At 65.3% G+C, this 19,724-nt stretch carries 22 protein-coding genes; 14 read left to right on the top strand and 8 right to left on the bottom strand.

The features are described from left to right. Positions 1 to 9 precede the first annotated feature (9 nt). The 7 genes from AAFG07_RS39925 (at position 10) to AAFG07_RS39895 (ending at position 5,724) form a co-directional block, all read left to right on the top strand. Entirely contained in the window at positions 10 to 813 is an 804-nt protein-coding gene (locus tag AAFG07_RS39925) for an ABC transporter ATP-binding protein (protein ID WP_342725040.1), read from the top strand. Then, entirely contained in the window at positions 810 to 1,598 is a 789-nt protein-coding gene (locus tag AAFG07_RS39920; RefSeq protein WP_342725039.1) for an ABC transporter permease, read from the top strand. The genes AAFG07_RS39925 and AAFG07_RS39920 overlap by 4 nt, the downstream gene beginning before the upstream one ends. Then, positions 1,598 to 2,581 (top strand): 2-hydroxyacid dehydrogenase, encoded by a 984-nt coding sequence (locus tag AAFG07_RS39915; protein WP_342725038.1) that lies wholly within the window; start codon positions 1,598 to 1,600, stop codon positions 2,579 to 2,581. Before AAFG07_RS39920 ends, AAFG07_RS39915 begins: the two co-directional genes overlap by 1 nt. Next, positions 2,581 to 3,276: an AprI/Inh family metalloprotease inhibitor gene (locus tag AAFG07_RS39910; RefSeq protein WP_342725037.1), complete on the top strand. Its 696-nt coding sequence runs from the start codon at positions 2,581 to 2,583 to the stop codon at positions 3,274 to 3,276. The genes AAFG07_RS39915 and AAFG07_RS39910 overlap by 1 nt, the downstream gene beginning before the upstream one ends. Before the next feature lie 392 nt (positions 3,277 to 3,668). Continuing rightward, entirely contained in the window at positions 3,669 to 4,040 is a 372-nt protein-coding gene (locus tag AAFG07_RS39905; RefSeq protein WP_176528645.1) for a YciI family protein, read from the top strand. Between the two features lie 18 nt (positions 4,041 to 4,058). After that, entirely contained in the window at positions 4,059 to 4,409 is a 351-nt protein-coding gene (locus AAFG07_RS39900; protein ID WP_342725036.1) for a hypothetical protein, read from the top strand. Positions 4,410 to 4,440: 31 nt separating this feature from the next. Continuing rightward, on the top strand, positions 4,441 to 5,724 hold the full coding sequence (locus AAFG07_RS39895; protein ID WP_342725035.1) for a sigma-70 family RNA polymerase sigma factor: 1,284 nt from the start codon (positions 4,441 to 4,443) through the stop codon (positions 5,722 to 5,724). 17 nt (positions 5,725 to 5,741) lie between these two features. On the opposite strand, the gene AAFG07_RS39890 is transcribed toward AAFG07_RS39895, so the two are convergent. Then, positions 5,742 to 6,179, bottom strand: coding sequence for a hydrogenase (locus tag AAFG07_RS39890; protein ID WP_342725034.1), 438 nt, complete (start codon positions 6,177 to 6,179; stop codon positions 5,742 to 5,744). 243 nt (positions 6,180 to 6,422) lie between these two features. Here AAFG07_RS39890 and AAFG07_RS39885 point away from each other — a divergent pair, with 243 nt between their 5' ends. Both AAFG07_RS39885 and AAFG07_RS39880 read left to right on the top strand, forming a co-directional pair. Further along, entirely contained in the window at positions 6,423 to 7,451 is a 1,029-nt protein-coding gene (locus AAFG07_RS39885; RefSeq protein ID WP_342725033.1) for a putative zinc-binding metallopeptidase, read from the top strand. Continuing rightward, positions 7,448 to 8,482, top strand: a complete 1,035-nt coding sequence (locus tag AAFG07_RS39880) for an ATP-grasp domain-containing protein (RefSeq protein WP_342725032.1) — start codon at positions 7,448 to 7,450, stop codon at positions 8,480 to 8,482. The genes AAFG07_RS39885 and AAFG07_RS39880 overlap by 4 nt, the downstream gene beginning before the upstream one ends. Positions 8,483 to 8,492: 10 nt before the next feature. On the opposite strand, the gene AAFG07_RS39875 is transcribed toward AAFG07_RS39880, so the two are convergent. Further along, positions 8,493 to 8,765 (bottom strand): hypothetical protein, encoded by a 273-nt coding sequence (locus tag AAFG07_RS39875; protein ID WP_342725031.1) that lies wholly within the window; start codon positions 8,763 to 8,765, stop codon positions 8,493 to 8,495. A gap of 366 nt (positions 8,766 to 9,131) precedes the next feature. Continuing rightward, a complete protein-coding gene (locus AAFG07_RS39870) occupies positions 9,132 to 9,758 on the bottom strand; it encodes a cyclic nucleotide-binding domain-containing protein (protein WP_342725030.1) in 627 nt (208 codons plus the stop codon). A gap of 105 nt (positions 9,759 to 9,863) precedes the next feature. Between AAFG07_RS39870 and AAFG07_RS39865 the strand changes: the two genes are divergently transcribed. Continuing rightward, the gene (locus tag AAFG07_RS39865) at positions 9,864 to 11,420 is read left to right on the top strand and encodes a serine hydrolase (RefSeq protein ID WP_342725029.1); all 1,557 of its coding nucleotides are present in this window, start codon (positions 9,864 to 9,866) and stop codon (positions 11,418 to 11,420) included. A 463-nt stretch (positions 11,421 to 11,883) separates the two neighbouring features. Here AAFG07_RS39865 and AAFG07_RS39860 read toward each other — a convergent pair whose 3' ends face one another. Next, a complete protein-coding gene (locus AAFG07_RS39860) occupies positions 11,884 to 12,060 on the bottom strand; it encodes a hypothetical protein (protein ID WP_342725028.1) in 177 nt (58 codons plus the stop codon). Positions 12,061 to 12,417: 357 nt separating this feature from the next. Here AAFG07_RS39860 and AAFG07_RS39855 point away from each other — a divergent pair, with 357 nt between their 5' ends. Next, positions 12,418 to 12,549 (top strand): hypothetical protein, encoded by a 132-nt coding sequence (locus tag AAFG07_RS39855; protein WP_275948933.1) that lies wholly within the window; start codon positions 12,418 to 12,420, stop codon positions 12,547 to 12,549. Between the two features lie 121 nt (positions 12,550 to 12,670). Here the strand turns inward: AAFG07_RS39855 and AAFG07_RS39850 are convergent, their stop codons facing one another. The 4 genes from AAFG07_RS39850 to AAFG07_RS39835 are packed head-to-tail and all read right to left on the bottom strand — an operon-like array spanning position 12,671 to position 16,276. Further along, positions 12,671 to 13,426, bottom strand: a complete 756-nt coding sequence (locus AAFG07_RS39850) for a GntR family transcriptional regulator (protein ID WP_342725027.1) — start codon at positions 13,424 to 13,426, stop codon at positions 12,671 to 12,673. 6 nt (positions 13,427 to 13,432) lie between these two features. Beyond that, a complete protein-coding gene (locus AAFG07_RS39845; protein ID WP_342725026.1) occupies positions 13,433 to 14,413 on the bottom strand; it encodes a Gfo/Idh/MocA family oxidoreductase in 981 nt (326 codons plus the stop codon). After that, on the bottom strand, positions 14,410 to 15,297 hold the full coding sequence (locus tag AAFG07_RS39840) for an NAD(P)-dependent oxidoreductase (protein ID WP_342725025.1): 888 nt from the start codon (positions 15,295 to 15,297) through the stop codon (positions 14,410 to 14,412). The genes AAFG07_RS39845 and AAFG07_RS39840 overlap by 4 nt, the downstream gene beginning before the upstream one ends. Before the next feature lie 19 nt (positions 15,298 to 15,316). Next, positions 15,317 to 16,276, bottom strand: a complete 960-nt coding sequence (locus tag AAFG07_RS39835; protein ID WP_342725024.1) for a tripartite tricarboxylate transporter substrate-binding protein — start codon at positions 16,274 to 16,276, stop codon at positions 15,317 to 15,319. Between the two features lie 137 nt (positions 16,277 to 16,413). Between AAFG07_RS39835 and AAFG07_RS39830 the strand changes: the two genes are divergently transcribed. The 3 genes from AAFG07_RS39830 to AAFG07_RS39820 all read left to right on the top strand — a co-directional run bounded on the left by AAFG07_RS39830 (position 16,414) and on the right by AAFG07_RS39820 (position 19,611). After that, positions 16,414 to 16,803 carry a carboxymuconolactone decarboxylase family protein gene (locus tag AAFG07_RS39830; RefSeq protein ID WP_092119719.1) on the top strand — a complete coding sequence of 130 codons (390 nt, stop codon included), beginning with the start codon at positions 16,414 to 16,416 and terminating at the stop codon, positions 16,801 to 16,803. A gap of 71 nt (positions 16,804 to 16,874) precedes the next feature. Continuing rightward, positions 16,875 to 18,236, top strand: coding sequence for a 3-carboxy-cis,cis-muconate cycloisomerase (gene pcaB / locus AAFG07_RS39825; RefSeq protein WP_342725023.1), 1,362 nt, complete (start codon positions 16,875 to 16,877; stop codon positions 18,234 to 18,236). A gap of 118 nt (positions 18,237 to 18,354) precedes the next feature. Continuing rightward, positions 18,355 to 19,611 (top strand): aminopeptidase, encoded by a 1,257-nt coding sequence (locus AAFG07_RS39820; protein ID WP_342725022.1) that lies wholly within the window; start codon positions 18,355 to 18,357, stop codon positions 19,609 to 19,611. Positions 19,612 to 19,724 lie beyond the last annotated feature (113 nt).

The raw sequence follows: 19,724 nt of genomic DNA, 5'->3' as shown, positions 1-19,724 counted from the left end.
GGACGCGCGATGGCGGAGCCTGCGTTGTCTGGACCTGATGCCGGATGGGCCGTGCGCCTGCGCGGCGTCACCAAGACCTATGACAGCGGGGTGATGGCGCTCGGGCCGCTCGACCTCGACGTGAGACACGGCGAGTTCGTCTCGCTGCTCGGGCCCTCCGGCTGCGGCAAGTCCACCGCGCTGCGTCTCATCGCCGGCCTCGCTACCCCAAGCGCCGGCACGGTCGAGCTTGCCCATCACGGCGTTGAGCCGCGCGGCAGCCACAGGATCGGCTTCGTGTTTCAGGAGCCCACGCTGATGCCGTGGGCCAATGTGCGCGACAATGTCCGCCTGCCGTTGAAGCTTGCCCGCGCGCCGGCGACAGACGCCGATGCGCGCATCGAGGCGGCGCTCGATCAGGTCGGGCTCGCGGAGTTTGCGGCCGCCTATCCGCGCGAATTGTCCGGCGGCATGAAGATGCGGGTGTCGCTTGCGCGCGCGCTGGTCACCGATCCCGATATTCTGCTGATGGACGAGCCGTTCGCGGCGCTCGACGAGATCACGCGCTTTCGCCTCAACAACGACCTGCTGTCGCTATGGCGCAATTTGCACAAAACCATCATCTTCGTGACGCACTCGGTGTTCGAGTCGGTCTATCTCTCGCAGCGCGTGATCGTGATGACGGCGCGCCCGGGCCGGATCGGCGCCGCGTTTCGCATCACCTCGCCCGAGCCGCGCGGCGAGGAGTTCCGCACCTCGGCCGAATATGCCGCGTTCTGCCGTGAGGTCTCGGGCGCGCTGGCGCCGTCTTATGCAGGGCAGGCGGGCGCATGAAGTCTCCGCACGATCTCGTCCGCTCTCTGCTGCCGCTTGCGGTGTTTGCCGCGGGCCTCGTGCTCTGGGAGGCGATCGTCCGCGGCTATGGCATCCAGCCCTATGTGCTGCCGAGCCCGCTATTGGTGCTGAAGACGCTGGTTGCGGATTGGCCGGTGCTGGCGCAATCGCTCGGCGTCACGCTGCTGACCACGCTCGAAGGCTTCGTTGCCGCGGCGATCGGCGGCGTCGTGCTGGCGCTATTGTTCAACCAGTCGAAATGGCTGGAATATTCGCTGTTCCCTTACGCGGTGGTGCTGCAGGTCACGCCGGTGATCGCAATCGCGCCGCTGCTCCTGATCTATCTGCAGCAGCAGACCGCGGTGATCGTCTGCGCCTGGATCGTGGCGTTCTTTCCGGTGCTGTCGAACACCACGCTCGGCCTCAACTCGGTCGATCGCAACCTCGCCGGATTGTTTCAACTTTATGGCGCATCACGGCTGCAGACGCTGCTGTTGCTGAAGCTGCCCGCGGCGCTGCCCTATATCCTCGGCGGTCTGCGCATCGCCGGCGGCCTGTCGCTGATCGGCGCTGTGGTCGCGGAGATCGCGGCGGGCAGCGCCGGCGCCGGCTCTGGCCTTGCCTTCCGGATCGCTGAATCGGGCTACCGGCTGAATATTCCCCGCATGTTCGCAGCACTTCTGCTGCTATCGCTGGCCGGGATTGTCATCTATGGGGTGCTGGCGTTAGTTTCGCACCTTCTGTTGCGGCGTTGGCATGAGAGCGCGTTAGGAAAGGACAATTGATGGCCCCGATTTCTTCCGAAAAGATCGATCTGTTGGTTTATGGACCGATCCGGCCAATCCTCGAAAACGGCTTCTCCGATCAATACGTGCTGCACCGGGCCGAGAGCCGCGGCGACCTCGAGCGGCTGACGCCCGACACGATGGCCAAGATCCGCGGCATTGCCGTCACCTATCACACGATGGCGACCGACAAGACCGCGATGGCGATGTTTCCGAAGCTCGAGATCGTCGGCAGCTTCGGCGTCGGCTACGACCACGTCGATTCCACCTATGCGCGGGATCACAATATTGTGGTCACCAATACGCCCGACGTGCTGACGGAGGAGGTCGCCGACGTCGCGATGGGCCTGTTGATCGCGACGCTGCGCGAATTCGTCAAGGCCGACCGCTATGTGCGCTCCGGGTTGTGGCAGACCCAGAATTATCCGCTCAGCGTCGGCTCGTTGCGCGATCGCAAGATCGGCATCGTCGGCATGGGCCGGATCGGCCAGGCGATCGGGCGCAGGCTCGAGGCCTCGCGCGTGCCGGTGTCCTATCATTCGCGCAATCCGTCCAAGGACGTCGCCTACAAGCACTATCCCGATCTGATCGAGATGGCGAAGGCGGTCGACACCTTGATCGTCATCGTGCCGGGCGGCGCCTCGACCGCGAAGATGATCAACGCCGACGTGCTGAAGGCGCTCGGCCCGCGCGGCGTGCTGATCAATGTCGCGCGCGGCTCCGTGGTCGACGAGCCGGCGCTGGTCGCGGCGCTGAAATCCGGCACCATCCTGGCCGCTGGTCTCGACGTGTTCGCGGCCGAGCCGAACGTGCCGGACGAATTGAAGGCGATGCAGAACGTCGTGCTGCTGCCGCATATCGGCTCGGCTTCGGTGGTGACGCGCAACGCGATGGACCAGCTCGTGGTGGACAACATCACAAACTGGTTCGCCGGCAAGCCGCCGCTGACGCCGGTTGCCGAAACGCCGGTGAAGGGGCGCTGATGTCCCCGTCCCGCTTCAGCGTCGTGCTGCTTGTGCTGCTGGCCGCGTGCGGTCCGGCAGCCGCGCAGGACGTCTCGACGTTGAAAAAGAACATGATCGGTCAGTGGGAGCTCGCCACCACCGAGCGCAGCAAGACTTGCGTCGTGACGCTGAAGAGCGATGCGACGCCGCAAGGCTTCAAGCTCGAGCTCGAGCCGGCCTGCGCCGCAGCACTGCCTTTCACCAAGGACATCACGGGCTGGAGCATCAAGGGCCTCGGCGACATCGTGCGGCTGCAGAATGCGGCCGGCGAGGCCGTGATCGATTTCACCGAGGTCGAGACCGGCATCTTCGAGGGCATGCGCACCAATGAGGGCGTCTACATCCTGCAAAACCTCGCCGCTGCCCGCGCGCTCGCCAAGTCGATGGACCAGATGATCGGCGACTGGTCGATGGTCCGCGGCAACGGCCAGGCGATCTGCGCCCTGGTGCTGACCAACACCGACGCCGGCAACGACAATTTCCAGCTGTTCCTGAAAGGCAAATGCGATCCCGCGGTCGTCGCCTTCAACCCGACGCTGTGGCGGCTCGACCACGGCCAGATGGTCCTGATGTCGCCCAAGGGCGAGACCTGGCAGTTCGAGGCCGACGACAACGCCCAGTGGCGCCGCATCCCCGACAGCGCCGACCCGCTGATCATGCTGCGGGAGCAGTGAGGGCACCTCCCTGTAGCCCGCATGAGCGTCAGCGACATGCGGGTATCTCGCGCAGCGTCCCGGGTATCGCTTCGCTCACCCGGGCTACGGGACTGCTGGGGGCAGCAGGAGCGGCTCTGCCGCAAACTCGGTGTCGTCCCTGCGAAAGCAGGGACCCATAGCCACGATGTCAGTTGATTTTGCGCGGCTGTGGCCACTGCTCGTCTCTACAACTCAACCCTGTGGTTATGGGTCCCTGCTTTCGCAGGGACGACGGTGGGTGGCGATCTGTTTCCTGATGGCAAAATAAATCCCCAGCCCCTGTCGATCCGGGCCGCCCCGGATCGTCGTTCCCCATAGCGAGCCGATTTCACCGCGATAATCCCGTGGCTTGCCGCAAACAGGAGCATTTCATGCGCTTTATGTCGATCGTCACCTCGCCCCAGCCGCCGGCACAGCCGACCCCGGCGCTGCTGGACGCCATGCACAAGCTCGCCGACCGCGAGATCAAGGCCGGCCGCATGGTTGATACCGGCGGGCTGATGCCGCTCGCGACCGGCGCGCAGGTCCGCATTGTCGACGGCCATCTCAGCGTCGTCGATGGTCCGTTCGTCGAGGCCAAGGAAGTGATCGGCGGTTACGCGATCTTCGAGCTGGGTAGCAAGGAAGAGGCGGTGGCGCTCGCGGTCGAGTTCATGCAGCTCCACAAGGATCACATGCCCGGCTGGCAAGGCACCTGCGAGGTCCGCGCCTTCGCAGGTTTTGCCGGACAGTGTCCCGAGTGAGCCGGAGGAGGACAGCCGATGCGCTTCATGTATGTCCTGGTGGCCGAGAAGCCGATGCTGCCGAACCCACCATTGAGGGAGGCGATCGGCAAGCTCGCCGAACGCGAGATCGCGGCGGGCCGCATGCTCGATACCGGCGCGCTGTTGCCGCGCACGGCGGGCGCGGAGGTGAAGATCAAGGATCGCAAGCTCACCGTCACCGACGGCCCCTTCATGGAGGCCAAGGAGGTGGTCGGCGGCTACGCTGTGTTCGAGCTGAAGGGCAAGGAGGAGGCCGTGGCGCGCGCCGTCGAATTCATGCAGCTTCATCTTGACCATATGCCGGATTGGGAACTGTCATGCGAGGTTCGCCCCTTCATCGACTGCTGACGGTCGCCTCGGTCGCAGGCCGGTGGCCGGCGTGACGGAGGACGAGGTCAAGCGCACCATCCTCGGTGTGTGGCGCATCGAGCAGCCGCGGCTGATCACCAGCCTGTCGCGGATGCTGCGCGACGTGCCGCTCGCCGAGGATCTGACCCAGGAAGCGCTGATCGCGGCGCTCGAGCACTGGCCGCTCAGTGGCGTGCCGGAGAAGCCAGGGGCCTGGCTGATGGCGACCGCCAAGCGGCGTGCGCTCGATCATATCAGGCGCAACCGCATGCTGACCGAGAAGCACGGCATGCTGGCGCATGATCTGGTGCGGGAGCAGGAGACCATGCCCGATTTCGATTCCGCGCTCGACGACGATATCGGCGACGAATTGCTGCGGCTGATCTTCACCGCTTGCCACCCGCTGCTGTCGCGCGAGGCCCGCGCCGCTCTAGCGCTTCGGATGATCTGCGGCCTCACCACCGAGGAGATCGCGCGCGCCTTCCTGCAGGCGGAGGCGACCATCGCCCAGCGCATCGTGCGCGCCAAGCGCACGCTGTCGGAATCCGGTCTGGTCTACGAGACGCCGCGCGGCGAGGCGCTGTCGGAGCGGCTCGCCTCCGTGCTCGAGGTCGCCTACCTGATCTTCAACGAGGGCTATACCGCGGCAAGCGGCGACGAATGGCTGCGGCCGCAGCTCTGCAACGAGGCGCTGCGGATCGGCCGCGTGCTGAGATCGATCGCGCCGCAAGAGCCGGAGGCGCACGGATTGCTGGCGCTGATGGAATTCAACGCTTCGCGGATGGCGGCGCGCACCGACGCAGCCGGCGAGCCGATCCTGTTGATGGACCAGAACCGCGCGCTGTGGGATCGCCTGCAGATCCGCCGCGGGCAACTGGCGCTGGCGCGTGCCCGCGAGCTCGGCGGCGCCGGCGGCTTCTACGCGCTGCAGGCTGCGATCGCCGCCTGCCATGCCGAGGCCGACACGCCTGATGCGACCGACTGGCGCCGCATCGCCGCGCTGTACGGCGATCTCGCCGCGCTGCTGGATTCGCCTGTCATCGCGCTCAACCGCGCGGTCGCAATCGGCATGGCCGAAGGGCCGCTGGCCGCGCTTGCGATCGTCGACGGTCTCGCCGACGAGCCGGCGCTGAAATCCTATCATCTGCTGCCGAGCGTGCGCGGCGACCTGCTGCACCGGCTGAGCCGCTTCGCGGAGGCGCACACCGCGTTCGAGGCCGCCGCCGCATTGGCCGGCAACGCGCGCGAGCGCGAGTTGCTGCGGCGGCGCGCCGCAGTGGCGGCACGCGCCGCGCAGGATCACGGCCAGCATTGACCGGAGACCAGCTGAAGCTATCTCGCGTCATGGGCAAGGGCAGCCTTGCCGCGCAGCCCCCACAACAGCAGGATCGATGCTGCGATGATCGCGAGGCCGATCGAGACGAATCCAGTGGTCACCAGCGTTTCCTGCCACGGCGCGGCGCCACGCCCGGCCGCAGTGATCGGCGACAACGCGCCGGTTCCGAGAACCGCGGCGAGCGTCGTCACGGCCCAGTTGCCGTACGTTCCGCACAGCAGCGCCCAGTAGGCTGCGGCGCTCGCGCGGGGCGGCAGCCTGACCTCGCTCCAGATCGCGCCGACCGCAAGCAGGAACGTGCCGTTCATCACGCCTTCGAGATGCGCCGCGAGCGCCATCCGCACATTGGTGAAGTGCTGCTCGATGAGGCCGGTCAACAGCCCGATCAGGAACAGGGCCATGCCGTGAAAAAGCAGCCGCCGCCGATCATCCATTTTCGCCCCTGCAAATCGCTTGTGTGAATACCCGCCGACGATAGCAGAAAGCGCGAAGGCGCCCACGCGCGACAAGGGTTTGCCGCAGCGGCTGCCGGCCGAAGCATGGGCGGGCGCGCGCCCGACCCGGACCTGAGCCGGCACGGGACGGGGGGCCGCCATCCGCGAAGGCCCGGCGGTTGTTGCCGGCGGCAACCTATGACACCATCCCGATTCCGGTTTGTTTTTGGTTTTTGGAAGCCTATGCCGCGTCGTAAATTTGCCTGGGAGAAGCTCACGGATGCGCAGTTGCTCGAGCAACGCCTCAGCAGTCTGAGGGTTGCGGTCGAAGGTACCTGGCTCGCGGATTGTGTCAGCACGCTCTACGAAGAGCTCGAAGAGCGGGGGATCCGGCTGCGGCCGCACGCATGGATCTCGAGCGAATGGTTCAGCCCGGCCGATGTGCCCGGCATCGCCATTCCGTTCTATCTCGCCCATCCCCGCCTGATGAAGCTCGAGAAGAAGATGATGCTCGACGTCGAGGGCGCCTCGTGGTCCGAGTGCATGGCCATTCTCCGCCACGAGGCGGGGCACGCCATCCAGCACGGCTACCAGCTGCAACGCCGCCGGCGCTGGCAGCAGCTGTTCGGTCCGTCGTCGCAACACTATCCGCGCTACTATCGGCCCAATCCGGCCAGCCGCAACTATGTCCAGCATCTCAGGCTCTGGTACGCGCAGAGCCATCCGGACGAGGATTTCGCCGAGACCTTCGCGGTGTGGTTGCGGCCGCGCTCGAACTGGCGGACGCGGTATGCCGGATGGCCGGCGCTGAAGAAGCTCGAATATGTCGACGAGCTGATGGGCGAGATCGCGGGCAACCGGCCGTTGCTCACGACGCGGGAGCGGGTCGATCCGCTGCATACGCTGAAGCAGACGCTGGGCGAACACTACAAGAAGAAGCAGGCGTTCTACGCCTTCACGCCGCCGAAGACCTACGACCGCGATCTGTCCAAGCTGTTTTCCGCCGATCCGCGGCATCGGCGGCAGCCGCCGGCCGCGGTCTTCATCAGGCGGCACCGCGCCCAGATCAGGCAACTGGTCGCACGGTGGACGGGCGAGAACCAGCTGACGCTCGATGCCGTGCTCGACGACATGATCATGCGCTGCCGCGAGCTCAATCTGCGTGCCGTCGGCCCCGAGCAGAAGCTGGTGACCAACTTCACCATCCTGCTGACTGCCAAGACCATGCACGCGCTGTTCGGCCCGTCGCGCCGGAAATGGATCGCGCTATGAAACACTTTCGCATTCTGGTGCTGATGCACCCGGACTGTGTGCCGCCGGACTCCAGCGACGGGTACTCCGCGCGGGAAATCAACGAGTGGAAAACCGAATACGACGTGGTGAGTACCCTGCGCGCCGCCGGCCATGAGGTTCGTCCGCTCGGCGTGCAGGAGGAAATCAAGCCGGTGCGCGACGAGATCGAGGGCTTCAAGCCGCACGTGGTGTTCACGCTGCTGGAGGAGTTTCACTACGACGTCGTGTATGACCAGCACATCGCGAGCTATCTCGAGCTGATGAAGATCCCCTATACCGGGTGCAATCCGCGCGGCCTGATCCTGGCGCGCGGCAAGGATCTGTCCAAGACGCTGGTGCATCACCGCCGCATCCCGGTGCCGGCTTTCGCCGTGTTCCCGATGCGCCGCAAGGTCAAGCGGCCGCCGCGGCTTGCGCTGCCGCTGATCGTCAAGAGCCTGAGCAGCGATGGATCGCTCGGCATCTCGCAGGCGTCGATCGTCGATACCGACGAGAAGCTCGCGGAGCGTGTCGCCTTCATCCATGAGCGGATCGGAACGGCCGCGATCGCCGAGCAGTTCATCGAGGGACGCGAGCTCTATGTCGGCGTGATCGGCAACAACAGGCTGCGCGTCCTGCCGGTTTGGGAATTGAAGTTCGGCAGCATGGGCGGCCCCGCCGCGCGCCAGATCGCCACCGAAAAGGTCAAGCACGATACCAGCTATCAGGAGCGCATCGGAATTGCGGATGGGCCGGCCGAAGATCTGACGCCGGAACTATCCGCCCATATTCAACGGCTGGCGAAACGCATCTACCGGACCTTGGGGCTCGATGGCTACGCGCGCATCGACTTCCGCCTGTCCACCAATGGCGTTCCGTATTTCATTGAAGCCAATCCCAATCCCGAAATCGCCAAGAGCCAGGAGTTCGCGACAGCCGCCGGGCATGACGGACTGGACTATCCGGTTCTGTTGAATCGCATTCTGACGCTCGGAATCAGCCGCGCCAAGGCCGGCGTATCTCTGGGCTGAATCGAGGCAGTTAAAGGCTCCGCTGCAGCAAGTGGCGCCGCGCGTCCTTGGGGATGAACATCGCAAACGTTTCCCTAACGCGCGCCGCCGGCGTCGTGGTGGCCGTGGCTGTGGGAGCGGGTGCCGCCTCCGGACGAAACGCATCCGGTTCCGGCCAGCGCCGTGCAATCACGTCGCTCACGGGAGCCGCCCTCAGCAAGCCGTCGCTGCGGCAGGCATCGTAGACGTACAAACCGGCAAGAAAAATCGATACGACAACAAGGATCGTCCTGAAAATCGGCATTGTGATTGCGCCTTCTTGATTGAGGCGAACAATGCCCGGTCAGGGTGAACCGCGCGTTTAGCGCGCCGGCCGATCGGCCGATACGGTTCCCAACTCATGAACGGAAGCTTGCGTAAACGGCTCGCTTACCAATGCCTTCAAGGTTGCGGCAACCAGCTTTCCTCACCGGCGGGAAAGAAGTCTCTGGCATCAAGGGACCAACAAGAAGACTGAGGAGGCACCATGTTCGTCGCCATTCGAGTCATGATCCTGATCGCCAGCGCCTACGCCGGCTCGGCCGTTGCAGAGATGCAGTTCGCGCCGCTGCCGAGCCTTGCGGCGTCGTCCGCGCCGTAGCACCGGCACGCGACGCAGTGGCCCGGCGCTTTACGCCGGATTGGGCGTCGCCGCGGCAACCCTGATTGCGCGCGCTGCATTTTCCGTCATCCGGGTCGCCGTCAGCCGCAGGAAATACAGCGACAGTCCCGGATTGCGTTCGCACAGCTTTCGCAGTGCGCCGTCGCTGATCCACAGCAAATCCACATCGGTTGCTGCCAGCGCCGTCTGCGTGCGGCGCCGTTCGAGTGAGAACAGCCCAATCTCTCCGAACAATTCGCCCGCCGAAACCCCGCGATCGATCTCGGGAAACCTGACATCGCCCGATACGACCATGTAGAGCAGGTCAGCGTCGTCGCCTTTCCTGAAGATCGTTTCTCCCGCCTTGACGTGTTTCGGCCGCATGAACGGTTGCAGCCAGCTCGGAGAGAGGTCCGTCGCGGCAGCGCGCCTGGCCTTGCGAAGCAGCCGAACCATCTGGAACAGCAATACCACGTTCAGCGGCAGCAGGATGATGTGCAGGATGAGCACCGGGTAGATCCGGTCGCCCAATCCATAGCTGATGAACGCCAGATTGCTGAATATCGCGACGGCGCGCAGGCTCAACATCGTGCTCATGCAGAACGTCAGCAACACAAGAGCCGACGCCAGGTAACCCAAGCCATCAATCAGCGTCATGACAGCGCCTCATCGGAAATGAATTGCAAGAAATGCGCTCTGAAAACGACTGGAAACATATACCAGTGCGCTTATTCTCTTGGGCGGAAATGAGGCCGAGCTTCCATGCATCTCAAACGACTGGCCGTATCGATCCTGAGCGGAGTGCTGCTCGTAGCCACGGCTTTGTCAGGCGCAGCCCGCGCAGAAGGGGCCGCCGATCCGGTGTGGCTCACCCGGCAGTGGCAGACGACGACGCCGGAAGAGCAGGGGATGGATTCCGCCGCGCTGGCGCGGCTCGTCAACTTTGGCGCGGCTCACAGTTTCGATAGCCTCTTGACCGCGCGTCATGGCCGGATCGTGCTCGACGCTTACTATGCGCCGTACACGCCGGAGATCCCGCATCTGATGAATTCCGTCACCAAAGCGGTGACCGGCACGCTGGTCGCGATGCTGCTCAGGGACAATTTGCTCGACAGCCTCGACCACCGCATGGTGGATTTCTTTGCCGAGCGCACCATCGCCGATCTGGATGACCGCAAGCGGGCGATCACGATCCAGACCATGCTCGACATGACCTCGGGGATGGCCTGGACGGAGGGCGTCGAAGGCGGCAGGCCGGACTCGCTGATCGAATGGGGGCGCAGCCCCGATGCGATCCAGTTCATCCTGGACCGTCCGATGGCGAAGGCGCCGGGCGAGGCGTTCTACTACAACACCGGCAATCCGCAACTGCTGGCCGCGATCGTCAACAAGCTCACCGGCGTGAGCGCACGTGACTATGCCGTGACGAAACTGTTTCGTCCGCTCGGGATTGCCGCGCCGTACTGGCACAGCATCGGGCCGGGGCTGACGCAAGGCGGCGGCGGGCTTCTGCTCGCGCCGCGCGACGCCGCCAAGATCGGGCTGCTCTATCTGCATGACGGCGAATGGGAGGGGCAGCGGCTGCTGCCGTCCGGCTGGGTCGATCGCATCAGGCACGCGACGACAGAGATGCACGCCTCGTTCGATCCGTCCCTGCACTACGCCAATTTCTTCTGGGTGATGCCGAAGCAGCAGGCCTTCATGGCGGTCGGCGACCGCTGCCAGCTGATCATGATCTTTCCCGCGCTCGACATCGTCACGGTCGTGACCGCGCGCGACTACTGCTCATTCGGCAGGATGGCCGACGACATTTCCGGCGCCGTCAAGTCCGACACGGCGCTGCCGGTGAACTCCGCCGGCGGCAATCAGCTTGCCGCGGCGCTGCGCGATAGCGCGACGGAAAAGCCGTCGGCGGTCGGTCCCGTGTCCGAGACCGCGGCGGCCATCTCGGGCAAGACCTGGCGCTTCCCGGCCAACGGTCTCAATCTACGGGCGCTGACGCTGTATCTGACCGATCCGTCGCCGCGCTACGAGCTGGAAACAGCGACGCCGGATGCGGCGAGGCCGGTGGTCAAATTGGCCGGACCGATCGGGCTCGACGGCACCTATCGTCTCGGCCAGCCAACGCCGCTCGGCGTGATGGCGCTGAAGGGGACGTGGCAGACCGGTGAGACGTTTGCGATCGACCTGCGTCTGGTCGGCGGCGATACCGACCGCAGATGGCTGCTCACGTTCGACGGCGGCAAGGCCAGGCTCAGCGGCAAGGATCGCTTCGGCCACGATGTGCAAGTCGATGCGGAAGCGCAGGGCGCGCAATAACCCGGCAAGACTGCTTGCCTGTTCTTCGGGAAGGCCTGATCGCCTGCTTCGTCATTCCCCGGTGCGCAATTGCGCACCTGAGGGCGCGCCTCTTGGCGCGAGCCCGGAATCCATTCGTCAGCAGAACGTGTGGCTCACCGACGGCGCAACAAACTCGGTGTCCCGACTTTCGCAGGGACGACGATTGTGGATGCAGCCGTGCCACACAATCGGTGTCGTCCTGGCGAAGGCCAGGACCCATTACCCCAAATGCCAATTGTTGTGCGATGCTGGGGCCGCGATCCCGTTCATCACGGAATGCGGTGGTTATGGGTCCTAGCTTTCGCCAGGACGACGTGGTGGAGCGGTGCCTCACACACTTGATCACTCGTATGCGCGGGTGATGACACCGGACAAGCTGCTTGACAGCTGAATCGGAATTTGCGGCCGCGCCGGTGCAGCGTCCGCGAAGCAAGCGGCGCGCCTAGTGGTCGGTCTTCGGTGTCTTGGCTGCGAAGTCGAGGCCGAGCCGAAGGGCACGCTCCTGGCGCTCCTCGGTCAGGAACTGCAGCTCCCGTTCCAGCGACCGTGCGACCTCGTCCTGCATTTCCTTGGAGTGGCGGCGGGAGCCGCCGTGCGGTTTGGCCGATTGGGCAGTCACGGGGGAATTCCTGTCATCGCAGTGTCACAGGCCCTGATGCCACGGCCGGAGTCCGGCGGACAATCAAAAAGAATTCAGCGGGCGGCCTTTGGAACGTTTGTTGTGCATCTGACTCAAATTTAAGCACGAAATTCTCCGGCCTTGTCGCGAACGCCGAAGCCGTCAACCCGCGGTCTCATCAATTCGGATGAGACGGCCCGGTTCCGACGAAATCATTTCCGGATTCGCACGAAGACGTCCCGAAACCGACAAGGTCTAACCTTAGTAGCGTTGTGAGGACGGGTGCCTGGTGAGACGCTGACGATTGCGGTTGTAAGATTCATCGGTGCTCCTGAGACGTTGGGGATGATCTCGGAAATGAAGAAGCCGAATGCTGTGCCATATGTCTGGGCGGCCGCGCTGATCGCGGTCGTCATCTGGGGCGTGAGCGGAACCCCGCAGATGGCACATACCTCTGCCAGCAGCACGCATCTGGCTCGGGCGCGCTAGCGCGATTTCAAGCGAGGTGGCTTCCGGCTCGCGTCAAGACAACGCGTCTCCACAAAAGCCAGAGCGTTTTCGAGCGAAGTGGACACCGGTTCGCGTGAAGAAAACGCGTCAAAACTAGAATCTAGAGTTTCGGCCGCAGCGAGCGCTGCATATCCATCGTGTAGGTGTAGCGCCCTTCCGGGTGCGTGGTGATGGTGACCTCGAACAGTTCCTCGCGCAGGCCGTAGTAGCGGCGTACCACGGTGAGCGCCGGCGATCCGGTCTTGACGCCGAGTGCCTTGGCGATCGGCGCCGGCATGCCCCGCACGAAGATTTCCATCTGCGCGCGCTCGGTGACCTGGCCGTACATCTTGGCGATCTGCTCATGCACCGGGGTGCGGCCGTGGTCGCTGCGGGTCACGACATCGGCGAACCGGCGCAGCACGTAGATCTCGGTCCAGCCGAGCGGCGCGGCGAACTGGTCGGAGCGGCGCACGGCCTCGATCAGGAACCAGCTCTTGCCGGGCTCGCATTTCAGGAGCGCAGCGAGCTTGCGGTCGGCGACGATGTCGCTGTTGCCAACCACGTCGCGATAGGTCTCGTTGGAATAGCGCAGCCACTCGCCGAGCGACTTGACGCTGTGGGTGAACAGCACCGGCGGCTCGGAGGCGATCACCACCGAACCGAGGCCGGCGCGGCGTACGATAAGGCCCTGGTCGATCAGGATGCGCAGCGCCTCGCGCACGGTCTGGCGGCTTGCCTGATAGCTCGCCATCAACTCGGTTTCGGTCGGCAGCAGATTGCCGACCGCGTAGGTGCCGAGACGGATGTCCTTCTGCAGCCCGGTGGCGATGTCGCGGTAGCGGGACGATCTCGCCCTCTCCGGTTGTTCAGACATGGCGGATCACTGGTATGCCATATGGCAGGCAACCGGATGTCCAGACTGCATCGACTGCAACGCGGCTTCGAACGCGGCGAGCGTTGCCAGCACATCTGTTTCGGGCACCGGGAACGGCTGCCTGCGTTCGACCGCGTCGGCAAAGGCCGAAAGTTCCGCGGTGAGCGTGTTGACCGTCGGATAGCGCGTCGTCGCGGGCGCCTCGCCGGGTTTCCGTAGCACCATCGTCTCCTCGTCGAGCACCTCTGCGGATCCCTTCGTCCCGAACACATGCACGCGCCAATAGAACGGTGTTGCGCGGACCGTAGCAAGGGTTGCACTCACGCCATTCACAAATTCAATCGCTAAAGTTGCAGTGTCGAGCGGCGGCGGCCCGGCCGCGCGTTCACTCAACCGGGCATAGACCTGACGGGCAGGACCAAGGAGGCTGACGAAGCCGTCGAGCACATGCAGCCCCGCGCCGGTCAGCCCGCCGCCCGGCGACTCCTCGGGCGACAGCCGCCAGCCCTGCGTGATGCCTTGCGAGTTCTCGTTGCTGTTGTGGCCCTCGACATGCAGGATCGTACCGAGCTCGCCGCCGGCGACAATCGCGCGGAGTGCCTGCATCGACGGCCAGAACCGGCGGTTATGCCCGACCGCGAGCAGCACGTCGGCGTTGCGGCAGGCCGCGAACATCTCGGCCGCATCGCTGCGCCTCAGCGCCAGCGGTTTCTCGCAAAACACCTGCTTACCAGCCGCGGCGGCCGCGATCACCTGGCTCCTGTGCAGCGAATGCGGTGTTGCCAGCAGCACGGCATCGATGGCGGGGTCGGCCAGCACGGCCTCGAGGCTGGCCGCGGGGGACAGGCCATGTGCCGCGCAAAAGCTCGCGGCGGCGCTCATGTCGGGTTCCACCGCGCTGACGATCCTCAGCCGCGGCTCGCTCTGCGCAGCCTCGACCAGCGCGCGGCCCCAGCGGCCGAGGCCCGCGATCGCACAATTGATCATGAGTGGTCCCTGTCCTGGTCGCGTCCGGCACGGATCGCCTCGATGACCGCGGCGCTGTCGCTGTCCGGGCCTTGCAGCGCGATCGCCTTGCGCAGCAGCTCGGCCTGCGCTGAGGTCAGCGGCAGAGGCAGGCCGTGCCGGCCGGCCTCCTGCAGGATCAGCTCGGCGTCCTTCAAGGTCTGCACGATATGCGATTGCGGCGCGAAATCCCGCGCCAGCATCTTCGGTCCCTTGCTGTCCATCACGGCGGAATATGCCGCCGATTGCCGTGCCGTCGCAAGAAACGTCGCGCCGTCGAGGTCGAGGCTCTCAGCAAACGCGATGCCTTCGGCGAGCGCGGCGCGGTTGTTCTGCAGGATCAGGTTGATGGCGAGCTTGGTGCGGCTGGCATGGCCGATCGCGCCGACATGGATGCGCTGCGGGCAGAGGATGTCGAGCGTCGCGGCGGCGGCTGCGATCACGTCGCGATCGCCGGCGACCAGCGCAGTGGCCGTGCCCGCGCGCACCTCGGCGCTGGTGCCCGAGATCGGCGCTTCGATCAAGGAGAGGCGCGAGCGCGCGGCGAATTCGGCGATCGCCGTGATCTCGTCCGGCGCGCAGGTCGTGGTGCAGATGACGAGCGGCGGCGGCGCGGCGTTCGCGAGGTCCGGCAGCAAGCCCGTGACCTGGGCCGCGTCGTACACGGCAATGACGATGGTCCGGCACCGCGCCGCCACGTCGGCGGCGAAGGCCGCGAACTCGGCGCCGCTGGCCCGCAGCCCATCCGTCTTCGCCGCGTCGACGTCGAAGCCGATCACCCCGATTCCGGCATCGATCAGCCGCGCGGAAAGCGCTGATCCCATCAGCCCCAGGCCAATCATGCCGACAGGTGCTTGGCGAGCCATGGTGCGACGCCGCTTCGCGCTATTGCGGCTGGATGCCGGCCGCCTTCACCTCCGCCGACCAGCGCACGACCTCGCTCTTGACGAAGGCGCCGAACTCGGCCGGCGTCAGCGGCGCCACCATCACGCCGACATCGGCGAGCTTCTTCCTGGTCTCCGGCATCGCGAGGTATTTGGCGCACTCGGCGTAGATCTTGTTGACCACCGGTTCCGGCGTGCCGGCGGGTGCGAACAGCCCGTACCAGATGGTGGCCTCGAAGCCGGGCATCGCTTCCGAGAGCGCAGGCAGGCTGGGCGTCAGTTCGTTGCGGGTCGCCGATGTCACGGCGATCCCGCGCAAGGTGCCGCCCTGCATCTGCGGGATCGCGACCGAGAAATCGCCGAAGGTCAGGTCGATGACGCCGGCCATCACGTCGGTCATCGCCTGCGGCACGCCGCGGTAGGACGCCGCGATCAGCGACAGGCCGCCGCGCGACTGCAGCTGCGCGATCGAGATCTGCGATGCGCCGGAGCCGTAGCCCGCGGTCAGATTGGGGGTGGCTTTGGCGTAGGAGAGGAACTGCGGCAGGTCCTTGACCGCAAGCTTGGGGTTGACCAGCAGCACCATCGCCGTGGTGGTGGTGCGGATCACCGGCGCGAAATCCTTCACCGGGTCGTAGGGCAGGCTCTTGAGCGTTGCGACATTGCTGGCATGGGTGGTGTTGGTGCCCATCAACAGCGTGTAGCCGTCGGGCGCGCTGCGGGCGACTTCCTGGGCACCGATGCTGCCGAGCGCGCCGGCGCGGTTCTCGATCAGCACGGTCTGGCCGAACGCGTCCTGCAGATGCTGGCCGACCAGCCGCGCGACATTGTCGGGGCCGGCGCCGGCCGGAAACGGCACGATGATCTTGATCGGCCGTTGCGGGAAATCGTCCGCCGCGAAAGCCGGCAGGGTCGGAAGCGCCGCGAGCAGGACGACGAGCAGCCCCAGCCGTAACTTCATCCCGGTCCCCTCCGCCTCTGCTTTTGACCAATTTATACGGACAAATAGATCAGAAAGGCAAGCAGCAAGCCCATCGAAATATTGAGGTGCGACATATTTATCCGTATAAATAGCCCATACAGGGGAGCCAGACGACGATGGTGGACATCAGCGATCTCCATGCCCGCGGGCTGCGCCGGCGCCAGAAGATGTTCGGCGAGGTCGATGTCGCCAAGCGGATGGCGGCTGCGGGCGATTTTGGCACGCCGCTGCAAAACATCATCAATGCTTATGTCTATGGGGACGTCTGGGAGCGCAGCGGGCTGTCCGACCAGATTCGCAGCCTCGTGATGCTCGGCATCACCGCGGCGAGCAGCAAGCCGACCGAGTTCCGCGTCCATGCCAAGGGCGCGCTGGCCAATGGCTGCACCGCCGCGCAGGTGCAGGACGTGCTGCTGCTGGTCGCGATGTATTGCGGCATTCCGGCCGCGATCGAGACCAGCAAGATCGCAGCCGAGGTGTTCGGCGAGGCGCCCGCGGAGGGGTAGGGTACGGGCCTGTGCCGTGATAGGGACGTTGCCGACCGCGACCGGCAACAGGATGTGCCCAAGGATCTGCCATGTCCGCCTTCCCGACCTCGACCACCGTGCTCGATTCCGTGCTGTTTCGCGATGCCTTCGGCACAAGCGCGATGCGCGAGGTGTTTTCCGACCTGCGGCTGCTGCAACGCTATGCCGAGGTCGAAGTTGCGCTCGCCAAGGCCGAAGCGCGCTGCGGCGTGATCCCTGCGGAAGCGGCCGAGGAGATCGCAAGGCGCACCGATGTCGCCGCGTTCGATTTCGACCTGCTGCGGCAAGAAACCGACATCGTCGGCTACCCGATCCTGCCGCTGGTGCACCAGATGGCCAAGCAGTGCGGCGAGGCCGGCCGCTACGTCCACTGGGGCGCCACCACGCAGGACATCATGGACACCGCCGTGGTGCTGCAGCTGCGCGACGGCCTTGCGATCATCGAGGATGACATCGCCGCGCTGCGCGGCATTCTTGCCGATCTCTCGAAACGATACCGCGACACGCCGATGGCCGGCCGCACCCATCTGCAGCAGGCGCTGCCGGTGACCTTCGGCTACAAGACCGCGATCTGGCTCGCCGCCTTCGATCGCCACGCCGCGCGGCTGGCCGAGCTGAAGCCGCGCGTGCTGGTCGGCCAGTTCGCCGGCGCCGCCGGCACGCTGGCCTCGCTGGGTGACAAGGGCTTCGAGGTCCAGAAGGCGCTGTGCGAGGAGCTCGGGCTCGGCGTTCCCGTCTCGACCTGGCATGTCGCGCGCGACGGGTTGGCGGAAGCGGTGAACTTCCTCGCGCTGGTCACGGGAACGCTCGGCAAGATCGCGCTCGACATCATGATCATGGCGTCGACCGAGTTCGGTGAGGTCTACGAACCCTTCGTGAAGGGACGCGGTGCCTCCTCGACCATGCCGCAGAAGCGCAACCCGATTTCGTCGGAGCTGATGCTCGCCGCTTCCAAGGCGGTGCGCCAGCATGCCGGTTTGATGCTGGACGCGATGGTGCAGGATTTCGAACGCGCCACCGGCCCGTGGCACGCCGAATGGATGGCGATCCCGGAAAGTTTCGTCCTGACCGCAGGCGCGCTGCGCCAGGCCAGGTTCGCACTTGGCGGCCTGATCGTCGACGAGAAGCGGATGGCCGGCAATCTCGACATCAGCCGCGGGTTGATCGTTGCCGAAGCCGTGATGATGGGCCTTGCGCCCGCGATCGGCCGGCAGGAGGCCCATGATGTGGTCTACGACGCCTGCCGTGTCGCCAACGACAGAGGTCTGACGCTGGCCGAGGCGCTGGCAGCGGATGATCGCGTCGCGAGCCGGATCGATCGGGCGACGATTGACCGCCTCACCGCGCCGAAAAACTATCTCGGCCTCGCGCCCGAGATGGTCGACCGGGTGCTGACGTCAGTGAAGCGGTAAAATTCGCGGCAATTGCTCGCCGTCGCGTGATCGGGTGCGGCGGGCGGGAACCTTGCGGATGCGGATCGAATTGGACTACGAATCCTCAAAGCCCTCAAACGACACGGCCGGACACTTCATGACCGCACATCAACGCAACCTTTCCGCCTCGATCGATCCTGTAAAACTCGATCGGCTCGCCGAAGTCGCGATCAAGGTCGGCCTGCAGCTGCAGCCGGGGCAGGATCTGCTGCTGACGGCGCCTGCGGCGGCGATGCCGCTGGTGCGGCGGGTGGTGGAACATGCCTACAAGGCCGGCGCGGGTCTCGTGACCCCGTTCTTCTCGGACGAGGAGCTCACGCTGGCGCGCTACCGCTACGCCAACGATGCGAGCTTCGATCGCGCCGCGGGTTGGCTCTACGAGGGCATGGCGAAGGCGTTCGGCGCCAACACCGCGCGGCTTGCGATCGTCGGCGACAATCCGATGCTGCTGTCGGGCGAAGACCCGACCAAGGTGGCGCGCGCCAGCAAGGCGAATTCGATCGCCTACCAGCCGGCGCTGGAGAAGATCGTCAATTTCGACACCAACTGGAACATCATTGCCTATCCCAGCACGTCCTGGGCGAAGCAGGTGTTTCCGGACGATGCCGAGGATGTCGCGGTGGCGAAACTCGCGGACGCGATCTTCTCCGCGTCCCGGGTCGATCAGGACGGCGCCGTCGCCAACTGGGAACAGCACAATGCCAGGCTGCGCGAGCGTACCGAATGGCTGAACGGCCAGCGCTTCCACGCATTGAAATATTCCGGTCCCGACATGGACCTCACCATCGGGCTCGCCGACGGTCATGAATGGGAAGGCGGCGCGTCGACCGCCAAGAACGGCATTGTCTGCAATGCCAACATTCCGACCGAGGAGGTCTTCACCACGCCGCACTGCCGCCGCGTCAGCGGCCACGTCGTCAGCTCCAAGCCGCTGTCCTATCAGGGTACGCTGATCGACAATATCTCGGTCAAGTTCGAGGAAGGCCGCATCGTCGAGGCCAAGGCCTCGCGCGGCGAGGAAGTGTTGAACAAGGTGCTCGACACCGACGAGGGCGCGCGCCGCCTCGGCGAGGTCGCGCTGGTGCCGCACTCATCGCCGATCTCGAAGAGCGGGCTGTTGTTCTTCAACACGCTGTTCGACGAGAACGCCGCCTCGCACATCGCGCTCGGCCAGTGCTACTCGAAATGCTTCGTCAACGGCGACAAGCTGACGCCGCAGCAGATCGCCGAGCAGGGCGGCAACAAGAGCCTGATCCATATCGACTGGATGATCGGCTCCGCCCACACCGACATCGACGGCATCCACGCCGACGGCCGCAGCGTGCCGGTGTTCCGCAAGGGCGAGTGGGCGTAGACGGCCCGCTTAATCCCGTCCTCTGGAGCCTAGTTCCGTCATCCTGAGGTGCGCGCTCTTGCGCGCCTCGAAGGATGGACGGCCCCGGGTATCGGCGGCGAGGGAGAGAGCCC

It is taken from the genome of Bradyrhizobium sp. B097, assembly GCF_038957035.1.
GTDB lineage: Bacteria > Pseudomonadota > Alphaproteobacteria > Rhizobiales > Xanthobacteraceae > Bradyrhizobium.
Note: the sequence above shows the minus strand (reverse complement) of the source record. Positions and strands in the feature narration are given on the sequence as shown.